General features: G+C 48.0%; 13 protein-coding genes. 11 read left to right on the top strand and 2 right to left on the bottom strand.

All coding sequences use genetic code 11. The features are described 5' to 3' along the window. Positions 1 to 325: 325 nt before the first annotated feature. Positions 326 to 1,153, bottom strand: coding sequence for an AraC family transcriptional regulator (locus MKZ09_RS08735; RefSeq protein WP_038569483.1), 828 nt, complete (start codon positions 1,151 to 1,153; stop codon positions 326 to 328). Between the two features lie 147 nt (positions 1,154 to 1,300). Here MKZ09_RS08735 and MKZ09_RS08740 point away from each other — a divergent pair, with 147 nt between their 5' ends. Then, complete coding sequence (locus tag MKZ09_RS08740; protein ID WP_076205376.1) at positions 1,301 to 2,590, top strand: Gfo/Idh/MocA family oxidoreductase; 1,290 nt, start codon at positions 1,301 to 1,303, stop codon at positions 2,588 to 2,590. Positions 2,591 to 2,781: 191 nt separating this feature from the next. Here the strand turns inward: MKZ09_RS08740 and MKZ09_RS08745 are convergent, their stop codons facing one another. Further along, on the bottom strand, positions 2,782 to 4,044 hold the full coding sequence (locus tag MKZ09_RS08745; protein WP_076138295.1) for a TraB/GumN family protein: 1,263 nt from the start codon (positions 4,042 to 4,044) through the stop codon (positions 2,782 to 2,784). A gap of 259 nt (positions 4,045 to 4,303) precedes the next feature. On the opposite strand from MKZ09_RS08745, the gene MKZ09_RS08750 reads away from it, so the two are divergent. The 10 genes from MKZ09_RS08750 to MKZ09_RS08795 all read left to right on the top strand — a co-directional run bounded on the left by MKZ09_RS08750 (position 4,304) and on the right by MKZ09_RS08795 (position 25,695). Next, positions 4,304 to 5,425, top strand: a complete 1,122-nt coding sequence (locus MKZ09_RS08750; RefSeq protein ID WP_076205374.1) for a glycoside hydrolase family 88 protein — start codon at positions 4,304 to 4,306, stop codon at positions 5,423 to 5,425. Continuing rightward, on the top strand, positions 5,415 to 7,577 hold the full coding sequence (locus MKZ09_RS08755; protein ID WP_076205371.1) for an alginate lyase family protein: 2,163 nt from the start codon (positions 5,415 to 5,417) through the stop codon (positions 7,575 to 7,577). Before MKZ09_RS08750 ends, MKZ09_RS08755 begins: the two co-directional genes overlap by 11 nt. A gap of 67 nt (positions 7,578 to 7,644) precedes the next feature. Next, positions 7,645 to 9,372, top strand: a complete 1,728-nt coding sequence (locus MKZ09_RS08760) for a sensor histidine kinase (RefSeq protein ID WP_076205368.1) — start codon at positions 7,645 to 7,647, stop codon at positions 9,370 to 9,372. Continuing rightward, positions 9,362 to 10,948: a response regulator transcription factor gene (locus MKZ09_RS08765; protein ID WP_081394283.1), complete on the top strand. Its 1,587-nt coding sequence runs from the start codon at positions 9,362 to 9,364 to the stop codon at positions 10,946 to 10,948. Before MKZ09_RS08760 ends, MKZ09_RS08765 begins: the two co-directional genes overlap by 11 nt. Before the next feature lie 169 nt (positions 10,949 to 11,117). Then, positions 11,118 to 12,047, top strand: coding sequence for a carbohydrate ABC transporter permease (locus MKZ09_RS08770; protein ID WP_051490863.1), 930 nt, complete (start codon positions 11,118 to 11,120; stop codon positions 12,045 to 12,047). A 15-nt stretch (positions 12,048 to 12,062) separates the two neighbouring features. Then, positions 12,063 to 12,899 (top strand): carbohydrate ABC transporter permease, encoded by an 837-nt coding sequence (locus MKZ09_RS08775; RefSeq protein WP_036675652.1) that lies wholly within the window; start codon positions 12,063 to 12,065, stop codon positions 12,897 to 12,899. Positions 12,900 to 13,040: 141 nt separating this feature from the next. Then, the gene (locus tag MKZ09_RS08780; RefSeq protein WP_076205365.1) at positions 13,041 to 14,438 is read left to right on the top strand and encodes an ABC transporter substrate-binding protein; all 1,398 of its coding nucleotides are present in this window, start codon (positions 13,041 to 13,043) and stop codon (positions 14,436 to 14,438) included. A 115-nt stretch (positions 14,439 to 14,553) separates the two neighbouring features. Then, entirely contained in the window at positions 14,554 to 15,828 is a 1,275-nt protein-coding gene (locus tag MKZ09_RS08785) for an alpha-L-fucosidase (protein ID WP_076205361.1), read from the top strand. A 25-nt stretch (positions 15,829 to 15,853) separates the two neighbouring features. After that, positions 15,854 to 17,686 carry a glycoside hydrolase family 35 protein gene (locus MKZ09_RS08790; protein ID WP_076205358.1) on the top strand — a complete coding sequence of 611 codons (1,833 nt, stop codon included), beginning with the start codon at positions 15,854 to 15,856 and terminating at the stop codon, positions 17,684 to 17,686. Positions 17,687 to 17,727: 41 nt separating this feature from the next. Further along, entirely contained in the window at positions 17,728 to 25,695 is a 7,968-nt protein-coding gene (locus MKZ09_RS08795; RefSeq protein ID WP_076205354.1) for a polysaccharide lyase family 8 super-sandwich domain-containing protein, read from the top strand. The last annotated feature ends 148 nt before the right edge of the window (positions 25,696 to 25,843 follow it).

Here is a 25,843-nt window from a genome sequence, read left to right on the forward strand (position 1 = left end):
TGACGTTATTCCCTCGAAAACGCTCAATATAGGTAACTTTTTATGCCAATAGCGACTATGGGGTCCGATAAAATCCCAAAATAGCGATTATGCTGCGAATAAGGTCCACTGGGTCCGATAGCCTCATGAACTTTGTTCGCGCGAAAAGATAATCTAGTGACGGGGTATTGTTGTTGCTCAGATGCTCCCGGTGCTCCCGATGCTCCCGATGCTCCCGGCGCTCCTGATGCCCCCGATGCCCCGTATGCCCATGACAGTTCACATAAGGTACTTTTGATCGACGGAGCGGCTACATAGAGAATCGGTTGTGATTTCTAACTGTGGATCAGCGGTTTTGCTTGCGATATTGCAAAGGCGAGCGTTTAACGATTTGCTTAAACACACGCCCGAAGTGGGCGATGCTGTCAAAGCCGGTATCCTCGGCGATGTTCGTAACTTTAGCGTTGGTGCTCTGCAAGAGACGTTGGGCTTCCTTGATCCGAATGTAGTTTAGATATTCTACGATAGTGAAGCCAGTCGTTTGCTTGAACACACGGCAGAGATAGGTGCTGCTGATGAAAAAAGTTTCAGATAGCCGCTCCAATGTAAGCTTTTCAGCATAATGTGCTTGTAAAAAATCGATAATTTCGTAGACTTTTAGCTGCTTCTCACTGCTCTCAGGGGCAATGGGCTCACGGCTTATTTCCTGTATTCTGTTCATTTCAATAAATAGTTGGATGAGTAGCGTCTGAAGATAGGGGATTTGCTGTGTCCGTGGTTCTGTTTGTTCTTTTAGCATGCTGAAAAGTAGATATTCAATGGCCCCCTGTTCATGTACTCCGGGCCGCAAAAGCAAGCTTTGTGTAGCCATAAATGGAAAATGCAGCTCGAAGTGCGCCAATGTCTTTTGCAGAAAGCTTTCCTCAAAGTTAATTAAGATCCGTTCATGGCTTGCAGAGCCTTTAGAGGTGGTACGATGGAGCTCGTTCTTGTTAATAAAAATCAGATCACCTTTACGCAAGGTGTAGATCAGATTGTTAATGTAATAACTGCGTTCCCCGGCGAGTAAATAATAGATTTCATAAGTATCGTGATAATGGTCGGAATCCATGCTGAATGGACCGGCTCTTTTTATTTGCTCAATCATAAAAGGAGGCTGAGGCTCCTGTTCCATGCTAAATCTGCTCCTTTCAGATAATGAAGATAATATATGCAAAGATTTTATTGTTTCTGCTAAGAATCGCTTAGATTCAGATGTATTTTATACTATACACTATAAGAAGAAAACGCTTTTAAATCAATAAGTGATGGAGTGATCCTGATGTCCAACAAGAAATATGCTTTCGTAGGAACCGGCGGCCGAGCGGAGTTTTTTTATGGTGAGATTACCACGAATTATCGTGAAACCTCTGAAATTGTAGCCTTTTGTGATGTGAATGGAGCAAGAATGGATTATGCGAACCGTTTGCTGGAGGAAAAATATAAATATCAAGCGGTTCCTACCTATAAAGCTCATGAGTTTGACCGTATGATTGAGGAAACCCAACCTGACACGGTAATTGTCACGAGTATTGACCGCACGCATCATCGTTACATTATCCGGGCGATGGATCTTGGCTGCGATGTTATTTCGGAGAAACCGATGACAGTGGATGAAGAGAAATGTCAGGAAATTCTTGAAGCGATTGAGCGGACTGGGAAAAAGCTGCGTGTGACCTTCAATTACCGCTATGCACCACACAACACCAAAATCCGTGAACTCATTATGGACGGCGCGATTGGAGAAGTGCTTTCCGTCAACTTCGAGTGGCTGCTGAATACGCAGCATGGGGCGGATTACTTCCGCAGATGGCACCGTGATAAACGGAACAGCGGAGGTCTCTTGGTTCATAAATCCACACATCATTTCGATTTGATGAATTTCTGGCTGGGTTCGCGCCCGGATACGATTTATGCGATGGGCGATCTAAGATTTTATGGCAGAGAAAACGCGGAGAAGCGCGGGGTGACTGAGTTTTATCAGCGTGCTCATGGAAGTAGCGCGGCAGAAAATGATCCGTTTGCCCTGCATCTTAAAGACAACGAGCAGTTAAAGCAGATGTATCTGGATACGGAGCATGAGGATGGTTACCTGCGAGACCAAAGTGTGTTCGGTGATAATATCAGCATTGAGGATACGATGGCGGTTATGGTCAAATACAAAAATAAGACGATTATGAATTATTCACTTAATGCTTATCTGCCTTGGGAGGGCTTCATTGTAGTATTTAATGGAACGAAGGGGCGGATGGAAGTAAAGGTCGTCGAACAGTCTTATGTAAATGCCGGAGGAAACAAGGAAGATGAAGGGGCGTTAAAAGACAAGCGGATCACGGTCTTCCCTCATTTCGCAGCGCCTTACGAAGTGGAGATAGAAGAAGGAGTTGGGGGGCACGGGGGCGGAGATCCTGTGATGCTGCGTGATATTTTTGAACGTCCGCTAGAGGATCGCTTTAATCGTGCGGCTTCCCATGTGGACGGGGCGTTGTCTATTATGACCGGGATTGCGGCAAATCGTTCAATAGCTACTGGACTTCCAGTTAAGGTAGATCAGTTAATAAAATTGAAGTAGCCCGTTTATGAACAAACGGCTATGAGTTCGGAGGGTGCGTTTCTCCAGAATCCCGGAAGGCCCTCCGCGCTGTCCGCACGTTAAGCCAACTTCTACTTTTAGATTGAGCTAAAAAAAGTGAAAATAAAAGGCTGTCTTCAAAATCATCGTAGATGACTAAGAGACAGCCTTGTTTATTTTAGCTAAAACAATTATTGTTTGACGACGTTAAAGCCATCTTTTTGCAATTGGGTCACGATACCATCGTCACCGAGCATATGCAGCGCGCCAACGACGACAAGGTAAGTCGCTTTTTTATCACTATTCAAATATTCTTTTACATGCTTCACCATGTTGACGTTACGATCTGAAACCAGACCCTTATAATACTCTGGTTCTTGCGCGACCGCTTTTGTCATCGCTACGAGCGACTGCTCATCACCTTGCATCCACATTTGGGATAGTGCATCCAGTGAAGCTGCTGTGGAAGTATTGTCCGTTTGATTGAGGCTGCCGAGTGTGTCGACAAGAAGCTTTTCTTGCAATCCATCTGAGAACTGGTCGAACATATTCAACTGCAATTGTGTGTTTTCCAGTTCAATAATAGGTTTGTTCAGCTTGCCTGCTTTTTGTAAAAAATATAAATCAATGCCGGTATCCGCCGTATAACTTGTAACTTGCATCTGTAGACTTGAGACACCTTGGGTAACGACCCACGGTTTGAAGGAATCGAATGCATTTTCCGCCAGACCATTTGCTTTTAGCAGCTGAGTCACTTTGTTATAGGTATCTGCGGATACATGATCCTTGAGCTTGGTTCCATCTGTATAAGAGCCTTTTTCCAAAATAAACTTTTGGATCTCAGCTTGATCAATCTTAGAGATATCTACTTCGACACCTAAATATTGCGAGGCTTCAAAGGCAGCTTCAATCTCCGGACGCAGCGGGTACATTTTGTCGTTAGCCACATGGATAGAACCAAGCAGATAGACGGTGTTGCCGTTGTTCTCCACTTTCCATAAGAATCCGGTGCTGCCGGCAGCTTGAGTATTGGCCACAAAAGTGATGGTGCGCAGCGCTGGACTCCACTCCACCTTATAGCCGATCGTTTCTCCTATAAAGCGGACAGGAACATAGGTGACATTGTTGATGGTTTTAGGAGCCACCTCTAGTTTTTTCTTCTCCCCGTTTACCGTTGCGGTTGTGCTGCCAATGGTCAGTGAGAGGGCCAGTCCATTTTTGGTCCCTGTTACGGTTTGGGTTTTTTTATTCCAATTAATATTTACATTAAGCTTCTCTAGCAGGGGACGCATAGGAACTAGGGTTGTTCCTTTTTCTACAACAGGGTTAGAATTGCCTAACTTTACTTCGGTTCCATCAATCCATACACCGACAGGCTTTTCAGCAGCATGCGCAGTGGTAAAGACAGACATAACCATGAAAATGGATAAAAATAATGCACCTAGCTTTTTCATTAATAGGACACTCCGTTTCTAAAAAAGAATGAAAGATGTAAGCCACTCTCTGATTTTAACGTATTTTCCCATAAACAGTTATACCTTTTGTTACTATATTGATTTGATGCCTATGATTGGAAAGTAAACTTACAGTACTTCACGTCATTCAAAAGTCAAAATAATGCACATCAAAGCAAAAATCGCCCCTATTAGATCCTGTTCACTCTCCTTATCATGAAACGTAAGAAACGAAGAGCCTGAAGGGAGCAAGGAACTTATGTGGAGCAGTGCGATTGAAGATGCGATAGAGAAGGTACGTAAGAACATAGACCGGTTCGGGGGCAGTTTCCCTCATGTCAGCAGGAATGGAACTTATCAGCTCAATAACAACGACGACTGGACTAACGGATTTTGGAGCGGCATGTTGTGGTTGTGTTATGAATATACGCGGGATGACAGCTTCCGTATTGCGGCATCCCATACCGTAGAAGATTTTCGCCGCCGTTTCGCGGCAAAGACCGTGCTTGATCATCACGACATTGGCTTCCTGTATTCGTTATCCTCTAAAGCCCAGTGGATTATAGATAAAGATGAATCAGCGCGTCAACTGACGTTGCAGGCGGCAGACCTGCTGCTGAAGCGCTGGCGTACAGCTGGCGGTTATATTCAGGCTTGGGGGCCGGAGGGGGATGCTCAGGAAGGCGGGCGCATCATTATTGATTGTCTGTTAAATCTTCCCCTTTTGTATTGGGCAGAAGAACAGACCGGTGATTTCGTATACCGGGAGGTGGCGGTTATGCAGGCAGAGAAAACGAGACGGTATCTGGTCCGGGGAGATGACAGCTCTTACCATACGTTTTTCTTCGACCCGAAGACCGGAGAGCCAATTGGCGGCGCCACACACCAGGGTTATACTAACGGGTCGACTTGGACGCGCGGGCAGGCTTGGGGTGTTTACGGTTTTGCGTTATCCTACCGCTATACCAAAGATCCGTTGTATTTGGAAACGTCCAAGCGGATGGCCAGCTATTTTCTGGAGCATTTGCCGCAGGATCATGTCGCTTACTGGGATTTTAATGCTCCGGTATCTCCGGATACTTACCGGGATAGCTCGGCCTCAGCAATAGTAGCAGCCGGACTTCAGGAACTGCTGGAGCTAATGGATGGGGAGGATCCGGAGCGGGCTTATTTTCAGCAGGGATTAATGCAGTCGATGACTTCGCTTGTGCAGAACTATTCCACGCTCGGCGAAGAGGCGGAGGGGCTGCTGAAGCATGGTTCTTACCATGTGCGCGGCGATCTGTCTCCAGATGACTTCATGATCTGGGGAGATTATTTCTATCTTGAAGCATTGATGCGGCTGCAAAAAGGCAACAAGGGGTACTGGTATGAACACTGATATCAGACAAATCTCCCCCCATGCCGTCTTTGCGCTGCTCGACCTTGAGTTGCCCGCTTTAGCTCTAGTGAAGAATGCGCTTAGTCAAGCCCGGCAGGACGATGCGCTGACTGAATTGCATCGGTATTTGACCCGCCGGAGCATGCCGGGCTGGCGGATAGAGGATAACCGGAAGCAGCAGCTTATTGACTATGTACGGCTTTATTGTGCAGACGAGCTGGAAGCTGTAATGAAGACAGCGGATGAAGTTGTGGAGCAGACGTTTCTCTTTCGTTTTCCCTGGGATATGGAGCGCAGCCGCATTCCGGTTACCTTTGAGGAAGAAATTGACTGGCGTCATGTTCCGGACAAGGATGTAGAATGGGCTTATATGCTGAATCGCCACCGCTACTGGGTGGCATTAGGACAAGCGTATGCGATAACAGGTAAAGAGGATTATGCGAGAGCATTTTGCTGCCAGCTTGAAGATTGGATAAACCGTAACCCCGTTCCAGACAAGCCTACGAATGATTCGCTGACATGGCGCACAATTGAAGCGGGCCTTCGTTGTGCTAACTGGATTAAAGCGCTGTCTTATATACAGGATAGTCCGCTGCTCACACCGACGCTGCTGGCCAAAGTGATGATATCTCTGCATGAACACGGCCAATATTTGGCTTTATCGTTTACGGGCTGGAAGAAGATCAGCAACTGGGGGGTGTTAGAGACTTGTGGTTTGTTCCAAACTGCGCTCTACTTCCCTGAGTTCACTAGCGCCAATAACTGGCGACAGCTCAGTAAGGAGAGACTGGGTGAGACGGCTCGAATCCAGATCATGGCGGACGGCATCCACTGGGAGCAATCGCCCACCTATCACCATGAGGTTTTGGTATGTTTTCTCGACTGCATCCGCTTAGCCCGATTGAACGGACTGGAGCTTCAGGAAGAATTTCAGCAAAAGGTTCAGCAAATGGCTGTCGCTTCATTATATTGGGCCAAGCCGAATCACCGGCAGCCGATGCTTGGCGATAGTGATGACAGCGATATCCGTTCGCTTTTGACTTATGCGGGCTGGTTATTTCAGGATGCTGTACTCCGCTTTGGCGGATACGATCAAATGGATTATGACAATGCCTGGTTGTTTGGGATAAATGGAGTTGAGGGCTACGAGCGGCTGACTGCGGAGCTACCGCCAAACTTGTCACACGCCTATGCACATTCCGGCCATTATGTGATGCGAACGGGCTGGGACGAGCAGGATTTGTACCTATATTTTCACTGCGGACCGCTTGGGGGTGGACATGGGCACGCGGATCTGCTACATTTCGATCTGTATGCTTATGGGCGGGATTTGCTTACCGATCTTGGCAGATACAACTATAGTGATCATACACCACTTAGAAAAGCGCTAAAAGAAAGCGCTGCCCATAATACGACCACTGTCGACGGAATTGGATTTACCGAAGTCACGGATACCTGGTCCTTCTCTCAGATTGCGAAGCCAACGGGCTGCCAATGGATCAGCCATCCGGACTTTGATTATGTAGAGGGCAGCCATGACGGCTACCGTCATTGGGATGATCCGGTCTACCCGTTAAGGCGGATCCTATTTATTAAGCCTTTTTACTGGTTTCTGGTGGACAGCTTCAGTTCCCGGCAGGAGCATACATTTTCCCAGCATTTTCATTTTGCACCCGGAACGGTTCAGATGGAAGATGGAACGCTAATATGCCGTACAAAAAATGAGCGGGAAGCCAATCTTTGTATCCTTCCTGTTCATGTTGATGGTCTTCAGGGCAGGGTTGATGCTGGGGTAATCTCCCGCGAATATAATCTGCTGGAACCCAATCAGTATGCTGTGTACTCCCGAAAGGGGAAAGGAACGGTCTCGATCATGCAGGTGCTGTACCCGCAGCCTGCGGGTGAGTTGTTCTGTCCGCTGGTCGAACAGGTGCCGATTTACCGCCATACAGGTGAACTGGTGGCTGCTGCACAGGCTGAGGCCTGCCGCATCATCTTCCCCGAAAGGGATGAGGAGCATATTATCGTGATCAGCCACGAGATTCCATCCAGTCATTTAGATTCCTATGTAGTGGAAGACGTACAAATTTTTGGAGAAGTAGTGCTTATTGTTTCTGCAGACGGTCAAAAGAAGGTCACGGTAATCAGATAATGTATGAATACTGGACAACGGGCTGATAGAATAAAAGAAAAGAGCATGAGAGAGGCGCGGAGAAAACATGTTCAAATTCACTTACTATAGACGTATCCAGGTTTCATTTCTTTTGCTGATTTTTATCCCGCTGATTGCAGTATCGATCATTTCCTTCGTGCTCATCCGGGATACGATGGTAGAGAAGCTGCAGCTCAGCAACGATAACTTTCTGAACGTTATGATTGACGAACTAAATAAAACTATTGATGATGTGACGTTCGCTTCCCATTTTATTGTAAACGATACCAATTTCCGCGCTAATCTGAAGTCTTTTGCGGATACCGGGCGGCTGAATAGCTATAAGGATTACGTACATTTTACGCAAATTCAAGATGTGTTTTCGCTCATCAACTCTAAGCCGTTGAATAATAATATCCGCATGTATTTGGTCAACCGGAAACACTTTGTGATCTCCTCTGGGACTGAGAATTTATCCGTGATCAATGCCAACCTGGACAAGCTGATGAGCCGTGTCAATATTCACGAACCGGAGACCTTGCAATGGCTTGGGATGGCTGACAGCGGTTCCGGTAAAAGCAGCAGCTATTATATTGCCAGAGTTATCTATGACAGCCGGGAGAAACGGCAGGTGTCCGTGCTGCTTATCTCAATTCCTGAATCCTATTTCAATAAATTGCTCGGACCTGTCGAATTTGGCAAGGTTGCGTTGTTTGATTCTGGAGGAGGCTTGATCGCTGGGAACTCAGAATTGGCTCCAGAAGGCAAGGAAGCGAGAGGAAGCGTTCGTACAGCCAGAGCTATCGACAAATCCAATTGGCAGCTGATCTATGAAGCTTCGGAGAAAGAATGGTCAGGCCAGATCTCGCGGACATTTTATAGTGGCATTGGCTTGGTACTCCTCTTATTTATTGTCTTTTCGGCTACCTCCATGCTGATTGCCAAAAGATTGCATAGTCCGATCATGAAGCTGCAGCGCGTTGTGCGCCAGTTCGGGATGGGGAATCTTGATGTCAGGCTGGAGGTCAAGGGCAAGGATGAAATCGCTGAGCTGGGGCAGACGTTGAATACTATGCTGGACCAGCTGCAAGGACTGATTCACGACATCGAGCTGGAGCAGGAACAGAAGCGGGTGATGGAGCTGGAGGCGCTGTTTATGCAGATTCGCCCCCACTTTTTGATCAACACGTTGAATTCGATTAAATGTAGTCTTATTTTGTCCAAAGATAAGCTGCATAGTGGGATCATCGATTCATTAATGAGTCTGCTCCGGGCCTATTTGAAGGTCAATGAACCGGCTACCTTGCGGGAAGAATGCAAACTGCTTGGCCATTATATCGATATAATGAAGATCCGCAACGAAATCCCTCTTGAACTGGAGGTCGATCTGGAAAAGGATACAGAGAAGCTCATCGTCCCTAAGCTAATTTTGCAGCCCCTTGTAGAAAATGCAATCGTCCACGGATTGGTTGACCACCCGGCACCGCGTATTGTCGTTCGCTCGCGAACGGTCCCTGATGGGATCATGATTGAAGTTGAAGATAATGGCTGCGGTGCAGGGGCTGAAGTTCTGGCGGGCCTGAACCGCAGGTTACTGTATAAGGACAATGAACAGGATGAAGCTTATCAAAGAGTCGGGTTAATGAACGTAGTTCAAAGGCTGAGGCTGACCTATGGGCAGGATACCCGCTTGTCGCTGCATAATCTGCCGCAGGGTGGGGTGTCCGTTTCTCTGTATTTGCCGCAAGGCAATCATCAGGTTAATCTGTCAGAGAGAGAGGGATATGATGTATAAAGTGATGCTCATAGACGATGATGTTCCTATGCTCAAAGTGCTTCAGCAGATGATTGACTGGGAGGCACATAGCTTGCAGATTGTCGGCAGCACCTATTCCAGTGCCAAGGCGTTATTAATGTTTGAGGAAGTGCAGCCTGACATTGTGATCACGGATATTGGTTTGCCGCAAAAGAACGGGATTGAGCTAGCCGATTGTTTCACCCGCATGAAGCCGGAGGTCAGAATTATTTTCCTGACCTGTCATGAGGATTTCCATTATGCTCAGCAGGCGGTAAAGCTGAAAGTAGATGATTATTTAATCAAGGACCAGCTTACAGAAGAGCAACTGGAGAAAAGTCTTGCCAAGTCCGTACACTTGCTTAAGTCGAAGATCGGGTTGATCAGCCATGGGGAGACAGGCTACAACAGCCAGCTCTTCCGGCAGAACCTGCTGCAAAGGGTGATTGGCGGTGCTCCGCCTGAAACCACACTGGCTTATGCGGCGCAAATCGGCATATCCTGGACGTATCCGTGGTTTATGCTGGGCACGGTTAGTATTCATTTTTCCAGCTTCGACAAGCGATACAAGCAGAGTGAGTATCCACTTATTTTATATGCTATTTACAATATAGCCTTGGAACTGTCCGAAACGTGTGAAGGGATTACGCCTTTCTTGGAGCAAAAGAATATTGTGATTTTATATAATTACCGTGTGAATCTGGCGCAGAATGCCAGTCTTCATTTTCATGATTATTTACAGCGGCTGTGTTCCGAATGCTCCCATCTCCTAAAGATTCAACCGGGCATTATTGCCGTCACAGAGAAAATGGAGCTACAGGCGATCGGCCAGATCCATCGGCAGATTGTTCAGGACAAATGCGAGTTCTATGCAAGTGCGGATTACACGGTTCTGGATACTCTGCAAATCGCTTCTCCACGTTTCCAGCCTGCACCCCAAGGATTTCTGGACAGCTATATCCCGCAGATGGAACGGGCCGTGATTAAAAAAGACCTTGAAGCCATCCGTGGCACTCTACAGGAAATCGCTAGGACTGCAAAAGTTATGTCTATTCATCCTGGCGATTTCGCCCGGGATTTATCCTTTATGCTCCGCGGCATCGAGTTAATGTTTACGAGCCTGATGTTCGATGAGGATCTGTTCGTCTATCTCGTGCAGACCCGCACACTTGAAGATACGATGGAACTGGTGGAAAGAAAGCTTGTACAGATTACAGGCAGCAAGCAGCAGGTGGCAGGAGCTTCTCCGCAGGAGCCCAAGCTGCAGCTTATCCAGCAGTATATCGACCAGCATCTTGGCGATAATATCACCTCAATTGATATGGCACGTTATCTGTTTCTGGATCCAAGCTATTTTTCGCGTTATTTCAAGCGCATGACTGGCCTGACCTTTACGGACTATGTACATCAGCACAAGATGAAGGTCGCTACCAAAATGCTGAAAATCTCCAGCCAGAACCTGGAGTCGTTGGCCGTCGGCCTGGGATATTCGGACAGAACCTATTTTTCAAAAGTGTTCAAAAAATATGTAGGAACTACGCCAAGCGAATATAAATCCAAACATTCGGTACGCTGAGAAGCACAATTGTTAACGATATGAACAGACCCGCCGCCCCTCTAGGGCGGTTTTTTGTTGTCGGCGGACAAAGGTCAAAATCTTGCACATTCCGGGTCATAATCACTCCTTCTTGCGGAAGGCGGATGTATTACTATAATGACAAATCAAATTGTCGAGGTGATACAACGTGGAGGCTGCAAAACAACCTGTGCCAAAAATTCTGCAAGAGAAGCGGAAATTCTGGACTCCGCAACGGAAAGAGGCTTTAACCGGGTGGCTATTTTTGGCACCGGAAATTGTCGGGATGCTTTTTCTTAATGTATTTGCGCTTGGATTCTCACTTTATTTGAGCTTCTCGAAATGGGATCTATTGTCGGGAGTCAAAGGAATCGAGTTCATCGGATTGGATAACTATATCAAAATGTTCCATGATCCGAGTATCATTCAAGCTTTGAAGAACAATGCTTTTTATATGATTATGACCGTGCCGATACCGATTGCGATTGCGCTGGTGCTCGCGGCATTGATTCAAAACAGTGTGTTCCTCAAAAATTATTTTAAAGTGGCTTTCTTTATTCCTTATATTTCTTCGATTATTGCGATAGCTGCCGTATGGAGTGCATTGTTCCATCCGTCTCTTGGACCGATCAATCAGTTGCTGATGGAGTTTGGAATTTCCAGCCCTCCGAAATGGCTAGTTGATCCAAAGACCTCACTGTTATCTATTGCCATTATCAGTTCTTGGGCGAGTCTTGGCTACACCATTATTATCTATATGGCTGGCTTGACGAATATTTCCGATGAAATCTATGAAGCCGCCGAAATAGATGGCGCCAGCGCGCTGAAAAAATTCTTTGCCATCACAGTTCCGATGCTGCGTCCGACCACATTTTTCCTGCTTATTACCATGCTGATTGGCTCGTTTAAGGTGTTCGACATCATCGCCTTTTTGACCGAGGGTGGCCCGAATAATTCTTCTACCGTGCTTGTATTCAGGATCTATGAGGAAGGGTTCAAATACTACAACATGGGCTACGCTTCTGCAATTTCCTGGCTGCTATTCGCTGTTATCGGCTTGATTACCGCAGCCACTTGGAAAATGAGAAATGAAGAATAAAGGGGGGAGATTAACATGCAACTGATTAGAAAAAATATGTCCAGAGTGATCACAACCTGCATCATGGGGGCTTTGTCCATTGTGTTTCTTATTCCGCTGATCTGGATGATTTCCGCAGCCTTCAAATATGAAAAAGATGTAATGCGCTTCCCGATCCAATGGATTCCCGAGAAGATCAATGTAGCGTATAATTTCAAGATGGTTTGGATGGGACGGGTACCTTTCTCCCATTTTTATTTAAACTCCTTTAAAGTTGCGATTATTACAACCTGCATCACACTGATCATCTCATCTATGTCGGCGTACGCCTTGACCAAAATCAAGTTTAAAGGACGGAATATGGTCTTTCTGGCACTGCTGTCGTTCATGATTATTCCTGACCAGGCCACGCTGATTCCGCGTTTTCTGCTGATTCGTTGGTTCGGCCTCTATGATACTCATGCTGCTATCGTATTAATGAGTATGTTCTCCATCTACTTCACGTTCTTGCTGCGGCAATTTATGATTGGTATCAGCGACGAATATATTGAAGCGGCGCGAATTGATGGTGCAGGCCATTTGCGGATATTCTGGTCTATCATTGTTCCGCTCTGCAAGCCGGTGCTCGCTACTGTGGCGATCATCAAATTTATCTGGACCTGGAATGACTACCAGAATCCGCTGATCTTCTTGCTAAACAAGAATCTGTACACTATCCCACTCGGTATGACACTGTTCCGGGACGATTATTCGAACAACTATGCGATTATGATGACGGCAGCCGTTTCGGCGATCATCCCATTGGTCATCGTGTTCATTGCCCTGCAAAAGCAAGTCATTAACGGAATCTCCTTGGGGGGCGTAAAGGGCTGACTTGTGGGTATGTAAAAGAGGGTAAAAGTCAAAAATGTGATCCTACTACAGCAAAATTGTGCACTTGGCTTGTACAGCGGGTGCCTATAATAAGAAATGAACAAGGCACTATACTTAAATTTCAGTGCGGGGGGAAGTAAAATGAAAACAAAGGGCAAAAAAAGATTATCCGTTGTACTAGGCTCCATGCTGGCGGTTTCCTTAACGTTAAGCGCCTGTGGAAGTTCCGGAAATTCAGAGAAGAATGGCGGTGCTGAAGCCAGTACGAATGCCGGGAACACCAAGGTGGACAAGCAAGTCGCCATCAAATATTACAACTGGGACAATGAAGCCCAATCAGCAGGCACGGATGCCATGCTGCAGGAATTTATGGATCAGAACCCAAATATCAAGGTAGAGCATGTGACACTCGTTCCCGGTGATTCTGTGGAGATGCTGAAGAAACTCGACTTCCTGATTTCATCCGGCGAAGCGATTGACGTTGTTCAGGTACCAAGCCTTGGAGGCGTACTTGAACGGGCGACCCGGGGAGCACTTGCCCCGCTGAATGAATTCTATGAGAAGGATAACCTCGTTCCTGAGGATGAATATTATGTGAATGCTAAGGTAGACAACAACTATTATGGGATGCAATATACCAAGAGCAGTAACTATGTAATGCTGAACAAAGATGCACTGGATGAAGCTGGGCTGCCTGTACCTACTTTTGGCTGGACATGGGATGACTACCGCGACTATGCCAAAAAACTGACCAAAGGTGAAGGCGTAGACAAACGTTACGGCACATACTTCCACACCTGGGAGTTGTATATGAACGCTCCGGCCCAAACGATGATGAAAGATCCATTCGTGTATGGTGACGGGACGACCATTTTCGCGGATCCAACCTATAAATACTTCTTCCAGCTGCGCAAAGATATGGAGTCTGCTGATAAATCTGCGAAAACTTATGCAGACGCTTTAGCGGCTAAGCTCAATTACCGCACGGAATTCTTTAATGAAGAAGCTGCTATGATTCTGGCTGGTAACTGGACGATTGCTGATCCGGGCAATACTGAGCAGTATCCGCATGATTTCAAGACAGCTTTTGCTCCGGTGCCGGTGCCTCCGGCAGGATCGGAACCAAAAGAATACGAGGGCAAATACTTCACCAGCGGCAATATGCTGGCGATGGGCGCTACTTCGAAGAACAAAGAGGCGTCTTTCCAACTGATGAGATTTATGTCAACGGCTGTTAGTGATAACAGACTGGAATTCTCCGGTTATAAAAAAGCGGATAATGAAGCCTTGCTGACCAAACTGGTAGCTGGCAAAGAGGATATGTATGATATGGAATCACTCAAATATACACTCTTTGACAGTGCAATCCAGTTCCTTGATGGTGCGCAGGTGATGACGACGGCAACGTCCGAATTGACCAAAATAATCGATGACGGCTTCAGCAGATTTATGCTTGGAAATGAATCGATTGATAAGGTGCAGCAATGGATGGTTGATGAAGCAACGAAAATTATCAACGAAAAAGGTGTTATCAAATAAATAGGGAATAAGCAAGTATCACAAGTTGTGGACGGGGCTTTGGAAGGTCATCAACTGGCTTTCCAAAGCCTTATTTATATATTGGGCCTACACAAACATATGGGAGAGTGTAGAAATGATTGAAAGCAGATTTTCACAGAACAAGCCGGAAGAGCAACTGGCGCTGCCTTCTAGGGAACAGCTGGAGTGGCAGGACCTGGAGCTGGGGATGTTTTGCCATTTTGGCATCAATACGTTTTGCGATCAGGAGTGGGGAGAAGGCAATGATTCACCTGCGGTCTTCAATCCGCTTCATTTGGATGCCCACCAATGGGTTAGTACAGCCAAAGAAGCTGGATTCCGTTATTTTATACTGACAGCTAAACATCATGATGGCTTCTGCTTGTGGCCGACTGAGACAAGTACTTATTCTGTGGCTTCTAGCCCATGGAAAGAAGGTCGCGGCGATGTCGTTAAGGAATGCGCGGAGGCTTGCCGTGAACTTGGAGTTGGCTTCGGCATTTATTTGTCTCCGTGGGACAGACATGAGCCCTGTTATGCAGATCCGCAAGCGTACGATGATTTCTATGCCCTGCAATTACAGGAATTGCTTACGGGCTATGGTCCGCTTACGGAAATTTGGTTCGACGGCGCAGGGTCGGAGGGCCGCAATTACGATTGGCAGCGGATTATGGATCTGATCAAGCGCCATCAGCCAGGCGCTATGGTGTTTAATATGGGGGCACCCACGATCCGCTGGGTTGGCAATGAGGATGGCGTTGCTCCTTATCCATGCTGGAACACTGCGAATTCTGCGCGGGGTAGCATGTTCAGTGAAGCTTCATTGAACTGGCTTCCCGGAACGCCGAGCTGGGTGCCTGCGGAATGCGATGTGCCCATCCGTAAAGACCGCTGGTTCTGGCATCCTGAGGAGGAGCATCTGCTGCTGTCTCTGGAGCAGCTAATGGATATTTATTACCGTTCGGTTGGACATGGGGCAACTTTGCTGCTCAATGTAGCCCCTGACAACCGCGGGCTGTTTCCGGAGGCTGATGTGCAGCGGCTGCTGGAATTCGGTAAGGAGATAAGACGCAGATTTGACAAGGTTCTGGCGGTAACCGCAGGTACTGGAGATATTGTTGAACTGGAATTGCCAGCAGCTACTGTGATTGATCATGCTGAGATTATGGAGGATATCGCTTACGGCGAAAGAGTAGAAGGATATATGCTGGAAGCGTACAGCAACGGAGCGTGGCTGGAGTTGAAGCGTGGCAGTGCGATTGGCCATAAGAAAATCGACGCCTTCCCTCCGGTTGTCGCAGAGAAAATCCGCTTACGGGTGTCAGAAGCTGCCGCAAGCCCCAAGATCAGACGGCTTGCCGTCTACCACTGCGGGGAATCGTTAGAATAAATATTAATAAAGGAGGTTGTCGATAATGAGCCTGCTCACCTGGAACGACGGACACTATTTGCTGGACGGACAGCCTTATCGTATCGTATCGGGAGCCATTCATTATTTTCGAGTTGTGCCTGAATATTGGAAAGACCGGCTGCTGAAATTGAAAGCCTGCGGATTCAATACCGTGGAGACCTACATCGCCTGGAATATACATGAACCTAAAGAAGGGGAGTTCGTATTTGATGGCATGGCCGATGTGGTATCTTTTATCGAACTGGCTGGGGAGCTTGGGCTTCATGTTATTGTCAGACCGAGTCCATTCATCTGTGCGGAGTGGGAGTTCGGAGGCCTGCCGGGCTGGTTGCTAGCTTACGGGGAACTCCAGCTTCGCTGCTGTGACCCTCTTTATTTAAGCAAGGTAGACCGTTATTACGATGAGCTAATTCCTCTGCTGGTTCCGCTGCTCTCCACACATGGCGGACCAATTCTGGCCGTTCAGGTAGAAAATGAATATGGCAGCTATGGTAATGACAGTGGCTACCTGGGCTATATGCGTGATGGACTGGTCAGCAGAGGGATCGATGTGCTGCTCTTTACTTCCGACGGGCCAACCGATGAGATGTTGCTCGGCGGAACACTGGAGGATGTGCATGCGACAGTCAATTTCGGCTCCAGTACAGAGGAATCCTTCCGCAAATATCGGGAATACCGCTCTGAAGAGCCGCTTATGGTGATGGAATACTGGAACGGCTGGTTTGATCACTGGATGGAGGATCATCATGTACGCGATTCCGGGGATGTAGCAGGTGTTCTGGATGAGATTCTGACACAGGGCTCCTCATTTAATATGTACATGTTCCATGGTGGAACCAATTTTGGTTTCTATAATGGTGCGAATCATATCGTCACCTACGAGCCAACGACTACAAGCTATGACTATGATGCCCCGCTCACGGAATGGGGAGATACGACGGCGAAATTTGAAGCTGTCCGGTCGGTACTCAGCAACCATGGATTTGCCCCGGCTTGTCCACTCCCTGAGCCGATTCCGAAGATTTCTTACGGGAAAGTCGCTTTGACGGAAAGAGCGGAACTATTCACGGCTTCCAATCTGGAGAAGTTATCAGAAACGGTGAACAGCGTGTGTGTACAGCCGATGGAGAAGCTCGGACAATCCTATGGTTTTATATTGTACAGCACTTATGTGAAAGGGCCACGCTCTAAACAGAAACTCTACATCGAGGGCGTGCGCGATCGGGCACAGGTCTTCTTGGATGGACAGGTGCTTGGCGTAATTGAGCGCTGGAATCCGCTGCCACTGGAACTTTCCATCCCCGCTGGGGGAGCACAGCTGGATATCCTCGTCGAGAACATGGGACGAATCAATTACGGGCCGCTCATTCGCGATTCGAAAGGGATTCTGGACGGGGTTCGGATTGATAACCAGCTGCAATATAACTGGACGATTCGTACTTTGCCGTTGGAACAGGAACAGCTGGCTTCACTAGCGTACAAGAAGCACCCGGTGGAGAAGCAGCAAGCTGCGTCCCTTTCGGGTCTGCCCGGATTCTACCGGGGGAGCTTCGAGGCGGAGGAGATTGGCGATACCTTTCTACGATTCGATGGATGGAATAAAGGGGTCGCCTGGATCAATGGTTTTAATCTGGGCCGCTACTGGAACGCAGGGCCGCAACGCGCCCTATATATCCCGGGCCCATTGCTGCGCAAGGGAAGCAATGAACTTGTTCTTTTGGAGCTGCATGGTTGTGCGGAGACTTGCGAGATTGAGCTTGTGAACCTTCCTGATCTGGGAAGAACTTCGGCCGTCGATGACGCCGTGTTGAATTTTGTGCAGGATGATAACTTGTAGATGCCTTTAGCTTTAACCAATTCTAAGATTGGGGTGAACAAATGCGTAAACCAAGTCTATTTTTAGTATTAGTTCTCATTGTTGATCTTTTTTCTTCCTGTGGGGGAGTTCTTTATCCCTCGCATAGCAGGGCATCTGCGGCTGCATCAAATCTTATGCTTAACGGAAGCTTTGAGAATACAACGACAGCCCTTGACTCAACCTGGACAGGGGTTACAGACGCTGCTCCGGTGGGCTGGAGCTTATGGGTCCCTACAGGTAGCGGGAAAGGCACGAATAAAACAGCGAATATTAAGATAGACACTGGCACTGCGCATGAAGGAACCCAGTCCATGCTGTTCGATGCCTTTGCCACAAGTAGGATTTCCATCAATCAGGGGGTAACTTCGGTTATCCCCGGTAAATCTTACAGACTTAAAGTCTGGCTAAAGACGGACAACGTCACTGGACAGGGAGCCTACTTTAGAACACAGTATTACAATACTGCAAAAGTGGGAGATGGACCTTCCTCTCCCAAAATAACAGGCACACAGGACTGGAGTATGCAGCAAGTACTTCTAACTATGCCGGCTAACGCGACGAAGCTAGTCATCGAGCCTTTTTTGGAGACTGGAAAAGGAAAGCTATGGATAGATGATATCGCATTGGAGGAATATGCGGGTCTTACAGGAATTGCGCTAGACCGTACGGCCTTTTCTATGGTAAAAGGGGACACGGTTGCACTTCTACCGACGTTATCCCCTATAACGGCGGTGGATAAAACGGTAGTGTGGACTTCGAGCAATCCAGAAGCTGCGACTGTGGACGCACTTGGTAATGTAATGGGTACGGGGATCGGCTCTTCGATTATCAAGATCGCTACACCGGATGGTAGCCTTGCTGCCGAATGTCTGGTTACTGTCGAAGCTCCCGACACGATACAGGCCTACAATAAACTGAGGCTGAAATGGTACGACCGATTAAGTGGTGGTCAATACGATGGGAGTGATCCTGATATAGCTGCTAGTATTAGCGCTCAGGCTGCATCGGCTGCTGCACTTTGGGAGAGTATGGATAAATCCTCCGGCCGCATCTCCTTGTGGAGTGATACCGCGAGCACTACAGATTCGCAGTTTATTACAAGCACTTACAATCGCTTGAAGACTATGGCATTGGCCTATTCTGTGGAGGGATCGGAGCTTTACGGCAACAGCGCTTTGGCGAATGATATTGTAAGCGCAATCAATTGGATGTATACAAACCGCTATAATCCGAGCAAAAGCGCTTATGGAAACTGGTGGGACTGGGAGATTGGCACACCGCAGATTGTGAATGATCTTATGGTGCTCATGTACGACCATCTAACGCCGCAGCAAATCAATCAGTATCTTGCGGCTATTGATGCCTTCTGTCCAGACCCCAAAGTAGGGTCGGTGCTTGGCGTTAAGGGCACGAAGATGACGGGAGCAAATCTACTAGATAAAGCGCTTGTGGTCACGGTAAGAGGCGTGATTGGCAACAACAGTGCAAAGATCATTCAGGGCCGTGATTCCATTGGCTCCGAGTATGTGTACACGACCCATGGTGACGGTGTGTATAAGGATGGTTCCCTCGTTCAGCATAATAATATTGCCTATACGGGAGGATATGGTTCGGTCTGGCTCAAAGGGACGGCGGATATGTCTTATCTGCTGACCGATTCTCCATGGCCAATAACGGACCCGAATGTTCTGAACATTTACGAATGGGTGGCTCAGACTTACGAGCCGGTGATCTACAACGGTCAATTTATGGATTCGGTAAATGGCAGGGGTATATCTAGAAAAGGAAGCGGCAGCGCAAGAGGGTTAATTGTCACCTTGCTGCGGATGGCTGAAACTGCTCCGGAGAATATTGCAGTATCCATTAAGCAAGCGGCGAAAGAATGGATCTCAGCGAATATGACATCCGGCAATTATTATGAAGGGTTGTCGCTTGCCGATATAACGATTGTGAAAAAGCTGATGAATGACGGGAAGATCAATCCAAGAGGAGCTCTCATTAAGAATCAGGTATTTGCCGGCATGGACCGGGTGGTTCATCTACGCGAAGGTTACGGCTTCAGCTTGAGTCTGTTCTCGAATCGCATCTCGGCGTTTGAGAAAGGGAACAACGAGAACCTGAAAGGATGGTATACGGGGATTGGGATGACCTATTTATACAATCAGGATCTGACCCAATACCGCAATGACTTCTGGCCTACCGTCAATTCCTACCGCTTGTCTGGCACGACAACGGATGGATCGGGGCAGGGAATGGTGCCTGTGGAATGGAAAAGTTACATGAATCCGAAAACCTGGGTGGGTGGATCGTCGCTGGAAGGCCTATACGGTGCAGCAGGTATGGATTTCTCACTCTCCCAAGTGACCGGTAGCGATTTGCAAGGCAAGAAATCCTGGTTTATGTTCGATGATGAGATTGTGGCACTTGGTTCGGGAATTTCCAAATCAACTGCCGGCCCGCAGTCTGTTGAGACGATTATCGATAACCGGATGCTAAACGAAGTGGGAAACAACAAACTTCTAATCAACGGAGCTGTAGAACCGTCACAGTCCGGATGGTCAGCGACGTTAAAGAACGTTCAATGGGCCCATCTGGAGGGTAATGTGCCAGGTTCCGACGTGGGCTACTATTTTCCTGAAGCTCCAAGTATACTGGCGCAACGTGAAGCCAGAACCGGCAGTTGGAAAGAGATTAATACCACTCAATCCGATGTTCCCATTACGCGCAACTATTTAAGCCTGGCAGTTGAGCATGGTGATACGCCTACGAATGGCTCATACTCCTATGTTCTGTTGCCTAATCGTGACATTGCCGGTACTGAAGACTATAGTGGCAACCCGGATATCGAAGTGCTGAGCAACAGCAAGGATGTGCATGCGGTCAGAGAGAAGAAGCTGGGCATAACCGCCGCTAATTTCTGGAATCCAGGAACGGTAGATTCCATCAAGGCACTCAATCCAGCTTCCGTGATGATTCGGCAGATCGATCAGGAGCTTGTCGTTTCGGTGTCTGATCCTACTCAGTCGCAAAGCCTATTGTCCCTGGAACTGGATATACCGGGGTTGACACTGCTCAGCAAAGATAGCAAGACGGATGTAGTGCAAGCTTCGGGAAATACAGTTATAACGGTGGATGTGAAGAATTCTATAGGGGCAACGCATGTATTGAAATTTAATATTACTGAAGGTGAGACTCCAAAAGACGAATATGACGAGCTTCGTGGAAGATGGGTGGAGTATTTGACCGGAGGGCAATCCTTCGACCCGAATAACCCGGACATTGCCAAGTCTATAAAGACTTTATCCGATAAGATCAGTAATCAGGAGCGAACTGGATTCTGGGATACGATGAACAAGCAAATGAACCGTACTTATTTATGGAGCGATAAGCCGGGCAGCACAGCGGATGCTTTTGATACGGCAGCCTCTTATAACCGGTTGAAGGATATGGCTATTGCCTTTTCGACATCCGGCTCACCATTGTACGAGAATATGCAGTTGAAATCAGATATTCTGGACGGTTTAGATTTCCTATACGCGAATTGGTATAACGAAACCAAACTAGAGAAAGGCAATTGGTTCGAATGGGAGATCGGCATTCCGCTTGCATTGGGAGATACGATGGCCTTAATGTTCGAGTATTTGTCAGCCGATCAGATTACCAAATATACCAAAGCCATTGATAAATTCTGCCCGGACCCAACCAAACGGACCAATCAACCCTCGTTGATGGAAACCGGTGCGAATCGGTTGGATAAAGCACTGGCAGTAGTCCTGAGGGGTATTCACAATCGTGACAGCGGGAAGATCAAACAGGGACGGGACGCCGTTAGCCAGGTATTACCCTATGTAACCCGCGGAGATGGATTCTATGAGGACGGCTCCTTTATCCAGCATAATAATATTGCTTATACCGGCAGCTACGGGGCTGTACTGCTTGGCGATATGATGAAGATGATGACCTTGCTGACAGGGTCTTCTTGGCCGCTGACTGATACCAATTTGAAGAATGTATATAACTGGGTAACGGATTCTTATGAACCTCTTGTCTACAGAAAATTAATGATGGATATGGTGTTCGGTAGATCGATAGCCCGGGGAAACCGGCAGCTCGTGCCTTGGTCGCATATTTTGCGGCTGGCTTCTTCCGCTCCACCGGAGCAAGCGGCCCGATTTAAATCGATGGTGAAGTATTGGTTCGAAGCCGATACGGTAGTAGAAAGTTATTACGACGGTCTAAGAGTAGCCGATATTGTTCTGCTCCAGACGCTTATGAATGATCCAGAGGTGCAGCCATCGGGAGACCTTACTGTGCACAAGCAATTTGCAGCTATGGATCGGATTGTCCATCACCGGCCTGGATATGCCTTTGGGCTCAGCATGTCTTCGGCCCGAATCGCCAACTATGAAGCCGGGACGGAGAACCTGAAGGGCTGGTATACAGGCGAAGGCATGACCTATCTGTATAATCAGGATCTGGATCAATATGCAGATGCATTCTGGCCGACTGTGAACGCTTATCGTCTGCCTGGGGTTACATCGGATGGGGCAAGTCGCGGTGCAGCCAAGACTACATCTAAAACATGGGTGGGAGGATCATCCATAGACGGCCTTTATGGAGCGGCCGGCATGGATCTGGATCCGGATAACAGCACATTGTCCGGTAAAAAGTCCTGGTTCATGTTCGATGATGAAATCGTAGCGCTTGGGGCAGGCATTACAAGCACAGATAACCGCAAGGTGGAGACCATCGTAGATAACCGTAAGCTCAAGGCGAGCGGAGACAATGTACTTACGGTCAACGGAGAGGCCAAGCCATCCGCGCTGGGTTGGTCTGAGTCAATGAATCAGGTGCATTGGGCACATCTGGAAGGCAATGTTCCCGGCTCGGGAATCGGTTATTATTTCCCTGATGCCCCAACGATTGACGGTCTGCGTGAGTCTCGGACTGGCGCATGGAAGGATATTAATCAAGGGGGATCAACGGAGCCGATTACGAGAAATTATGCCAGCCTGTCGATTGCTCAGGGAACGAATCCGGTGAATCAATCGTATTCGTATGTGCTTCTGCCGAATCAGGATGAAACGGCGACAGCGCGCTATAGCAGTAGTCCTGACATCGAAATTATAGCCAACACGGATAGTGTGCAAGCCGTCAAGGAACAGAAGCTGGGACTTACGGCTATGAACTTCTGGGTACCGGGAATGATCGAATCCGTGCGCGCCAATCATCCAGCCTCCATTATTATCAAGGAGTCTGGAGATGAACTGACGATAGCCATTTCGGATCCGACACAGTCTCAATCTGTGGTGAATGTGGATGTCGGCAGAACCGCGCTGGAAGAACTGATGAAAGATCCAACCGTAACGGTAATGCAGACCTCGCCGAGGATTGAACTCGCAATTCATACAAGCGGGTCCAAAGGAAAAAGCCATGTTGTCAAGTTCAGAATTGATCCGAATGCCGAACCTTCTGAGCCTTCCGATTCGGAACCAGACGAAGCGGCAATAACGAAGCTGTATGTTTCTGAAGATGCGTATGTCAATGGAGGATCGAAAGCTGCAGTCAATTATAGTTCGGTCAATTACTTGCAAATCAGAAATGGCAGCGGGGACACAGACAGAAGGGTTTATCTAAAATTCGATCTGAGTCCGTTTGTCGGCGAAGTCGGTTCTGTGAAGCTGAATGTGTTCGGAAAGACAAATGACGGGGCAGGCACTTTGTCCGATATCGGTGTATTTGGAGTGCAAGATGATGATTGGACGGAGGCAACGCTAAATTACAATAATGCTCCAAAAATCGGTACTCAAGCTGCGCTGCAGACTTTTTCCGGACCGGAGCAGTGGCGGCAGTTCGATATCACCTCATGGGTTGGCACGGAGTTCCCTTCCGATCCGGTGATAAGTCTGGCTCTTAGGCAGGTAGGCTATAATCTCGCCACAGACATAAGAAGCCGTAAGAGTGAGAATGGCAAATATGCCGCGTATCTGGAAATTTTGCCGAAAGATACAACACCTCCAGTCACGAAGGCTACCATTCTTGGAGAAACTGGAGAAGGTGGCGCATATAAGGGCAAAGTCAATATCATATTTGATGTCACCGACCAATCCAATGGGGGAGCTGTCGGCTGGGGAGTCAAGCGGACAGAATACCGGCTCAACGGTGGTGCATGGAATACGGTTACTCAGAGCGTATATATCGAGAACCCCGGAACCTTCGGGATCGATTATCGTTCGGTGGATAAGGCTGGCAATGTAGAGCCGTTCCGACAGCTTCAGGTGACGGTCATGGAGCCTACAGAAAGAGTCTCAACGGCAATTAGCGGCCCGGAAGGCCTGGGTGTCGGGGAGACCGGAACGGCGGTTACTTCGGTAGTGTACAGCGATGGCAGCCGTTATATAGTAACCGAAGGTATAGTCTATGAGAGCAGCGATCCTAACGTCGCAAGTATAGGCAAAGATGGCTATATTGAAGCTAAAGGCCCGGGCGTTTCGGTTATATCATCCGTATATGACAACATGACCGCTTCCTATTTATTAAAGGTGTATGAACAACTGCCGGAGCTCGTCTCTATTTCGTTAAGCGGTCCGACATCCTTGGAAATAGGGCAGAGCGGTAAGGTGGTCACAACGGCGGTATATAGTGATGATAGCCACCTTACGGTAACCGTGGGTGTAATCTACGAGAGCAGTAACAGGAAGGTAGCCACAGTAACGGCAACGGGGCAGCTGCAAGCACTTGATCCGGGCATGACTGTGATTACTGCAAGTTACGGAGGACGGCAGAGCAGTCTGACGCTTCAGATTCTACAAGCGGAAGACAATACTTCAACTGTTCCGAGTCCGCAACCACAAGTGCCTTCCGTACCGGAGGTAACGGCGGGGCGGCTGCAACTAAACGCAGCTTCGTTGAACGATCTTTCGGCAGCCATTGTCTACGAGGGTAAATTGAGAATGCTAGTATTGCCGGGGATGGCAGCAGACATGCTCAAACAGAAGCCGCTTCGGGTAGAGGCTTCTAACTTTAATATGACCCTTCCGGCAGCGGTGCTTCAACAATTACGGGGTTTGATTCCTGCGGAGCAATTGGCCGGTAGCCAGATCTTTCTGGAGGCTTCTGAGGTGAATGGGGAAGCGGCGCAGAGAATACTAGCTAGCGCAGAGAAAAAATCTGGTGCAGTGCTAAACCAGGCAGGAGAGTTCCTTTTCTTTAACCTGTATATTGTTGCTGGTGACGGTACAAGAAGCATACTTCACCAATTTGTTGAGCCCGTTACATTAGAGCTTAATGCCTACCCTGAGGCCAAAAGGAATTTGCTCGGCGGCTATTATTTTCCGGATTCCGGAAATTTAGAGTATGCGGGCGGTTCCTGGCTGAAGGGCAAGGTGGCTTTACGCACCGAATACTTAGGCACATATGCCGTGCTGGAATACAACAAATCGTATGACGATGTTCCTTCTGGACATTGGGCGGCGGCGGTTGTACAAGAGCTATCGGCCAAACATCTGATTCAAGGAGTCGGACTTCGGAATTTCGAGCCGAACCGGTCAGTGACCCGTGCAGAATTTACAGCTATGCTGATCCGCTTGCTGGGACTTGAAGGGAAATCATCTACAGCATTTGCGGATGTATCTGCGGATGAGTGGTATGCGGAGGAAGTAGCGCAGGCTGTAGAAGCGGGGATAGTCCATGGGGTGAGTGAGACTCTCTTCGCTCCAGAAGCCCCTATATCCCGCCAAGAGATGGCGGTCATGGTGATGCGAGCCTACGAATATGTCAGCGGGAAAAAGGTGGAACCAAAGCCTGTAATCCAATTCGGTGACTTGCATGCGGCTGCCTCATGGGCCCGTGAATCGATCATTGCTGCCCAAGCCCTTGGACTTATCCAGGGTCGAAGTGACCAGCAATTCGCTCCGGGAGGCTCAGCAACTCGAGCTGAGAGTGCAATGGTTCTATACAATCTTTTAGCAATTAAGACTGAAAAGTAAGAATTTGAAGCCAGGGCTTTGGGAAGGTTCAGTAGAACCATTCCAGAGCCCTTTTGACGTTTAGAGAAATCGGCAGGTTTGGATGGGCAGAGCTTTCGTTGAGGTTTCATTTCTACTCGGTTTGTGAATAATGGCGGATTGAATAGGA

This window comes from Paenibacillus sp. FSL R5-0908 (assembly GCF_038006245.1).
Lineage (GTDB): Bacteria > Bacillota > Bacilli > Paenibacillales > Paenibacillaceae > Paenibacillus_AQ > Paenibacillus_AQ odorifer.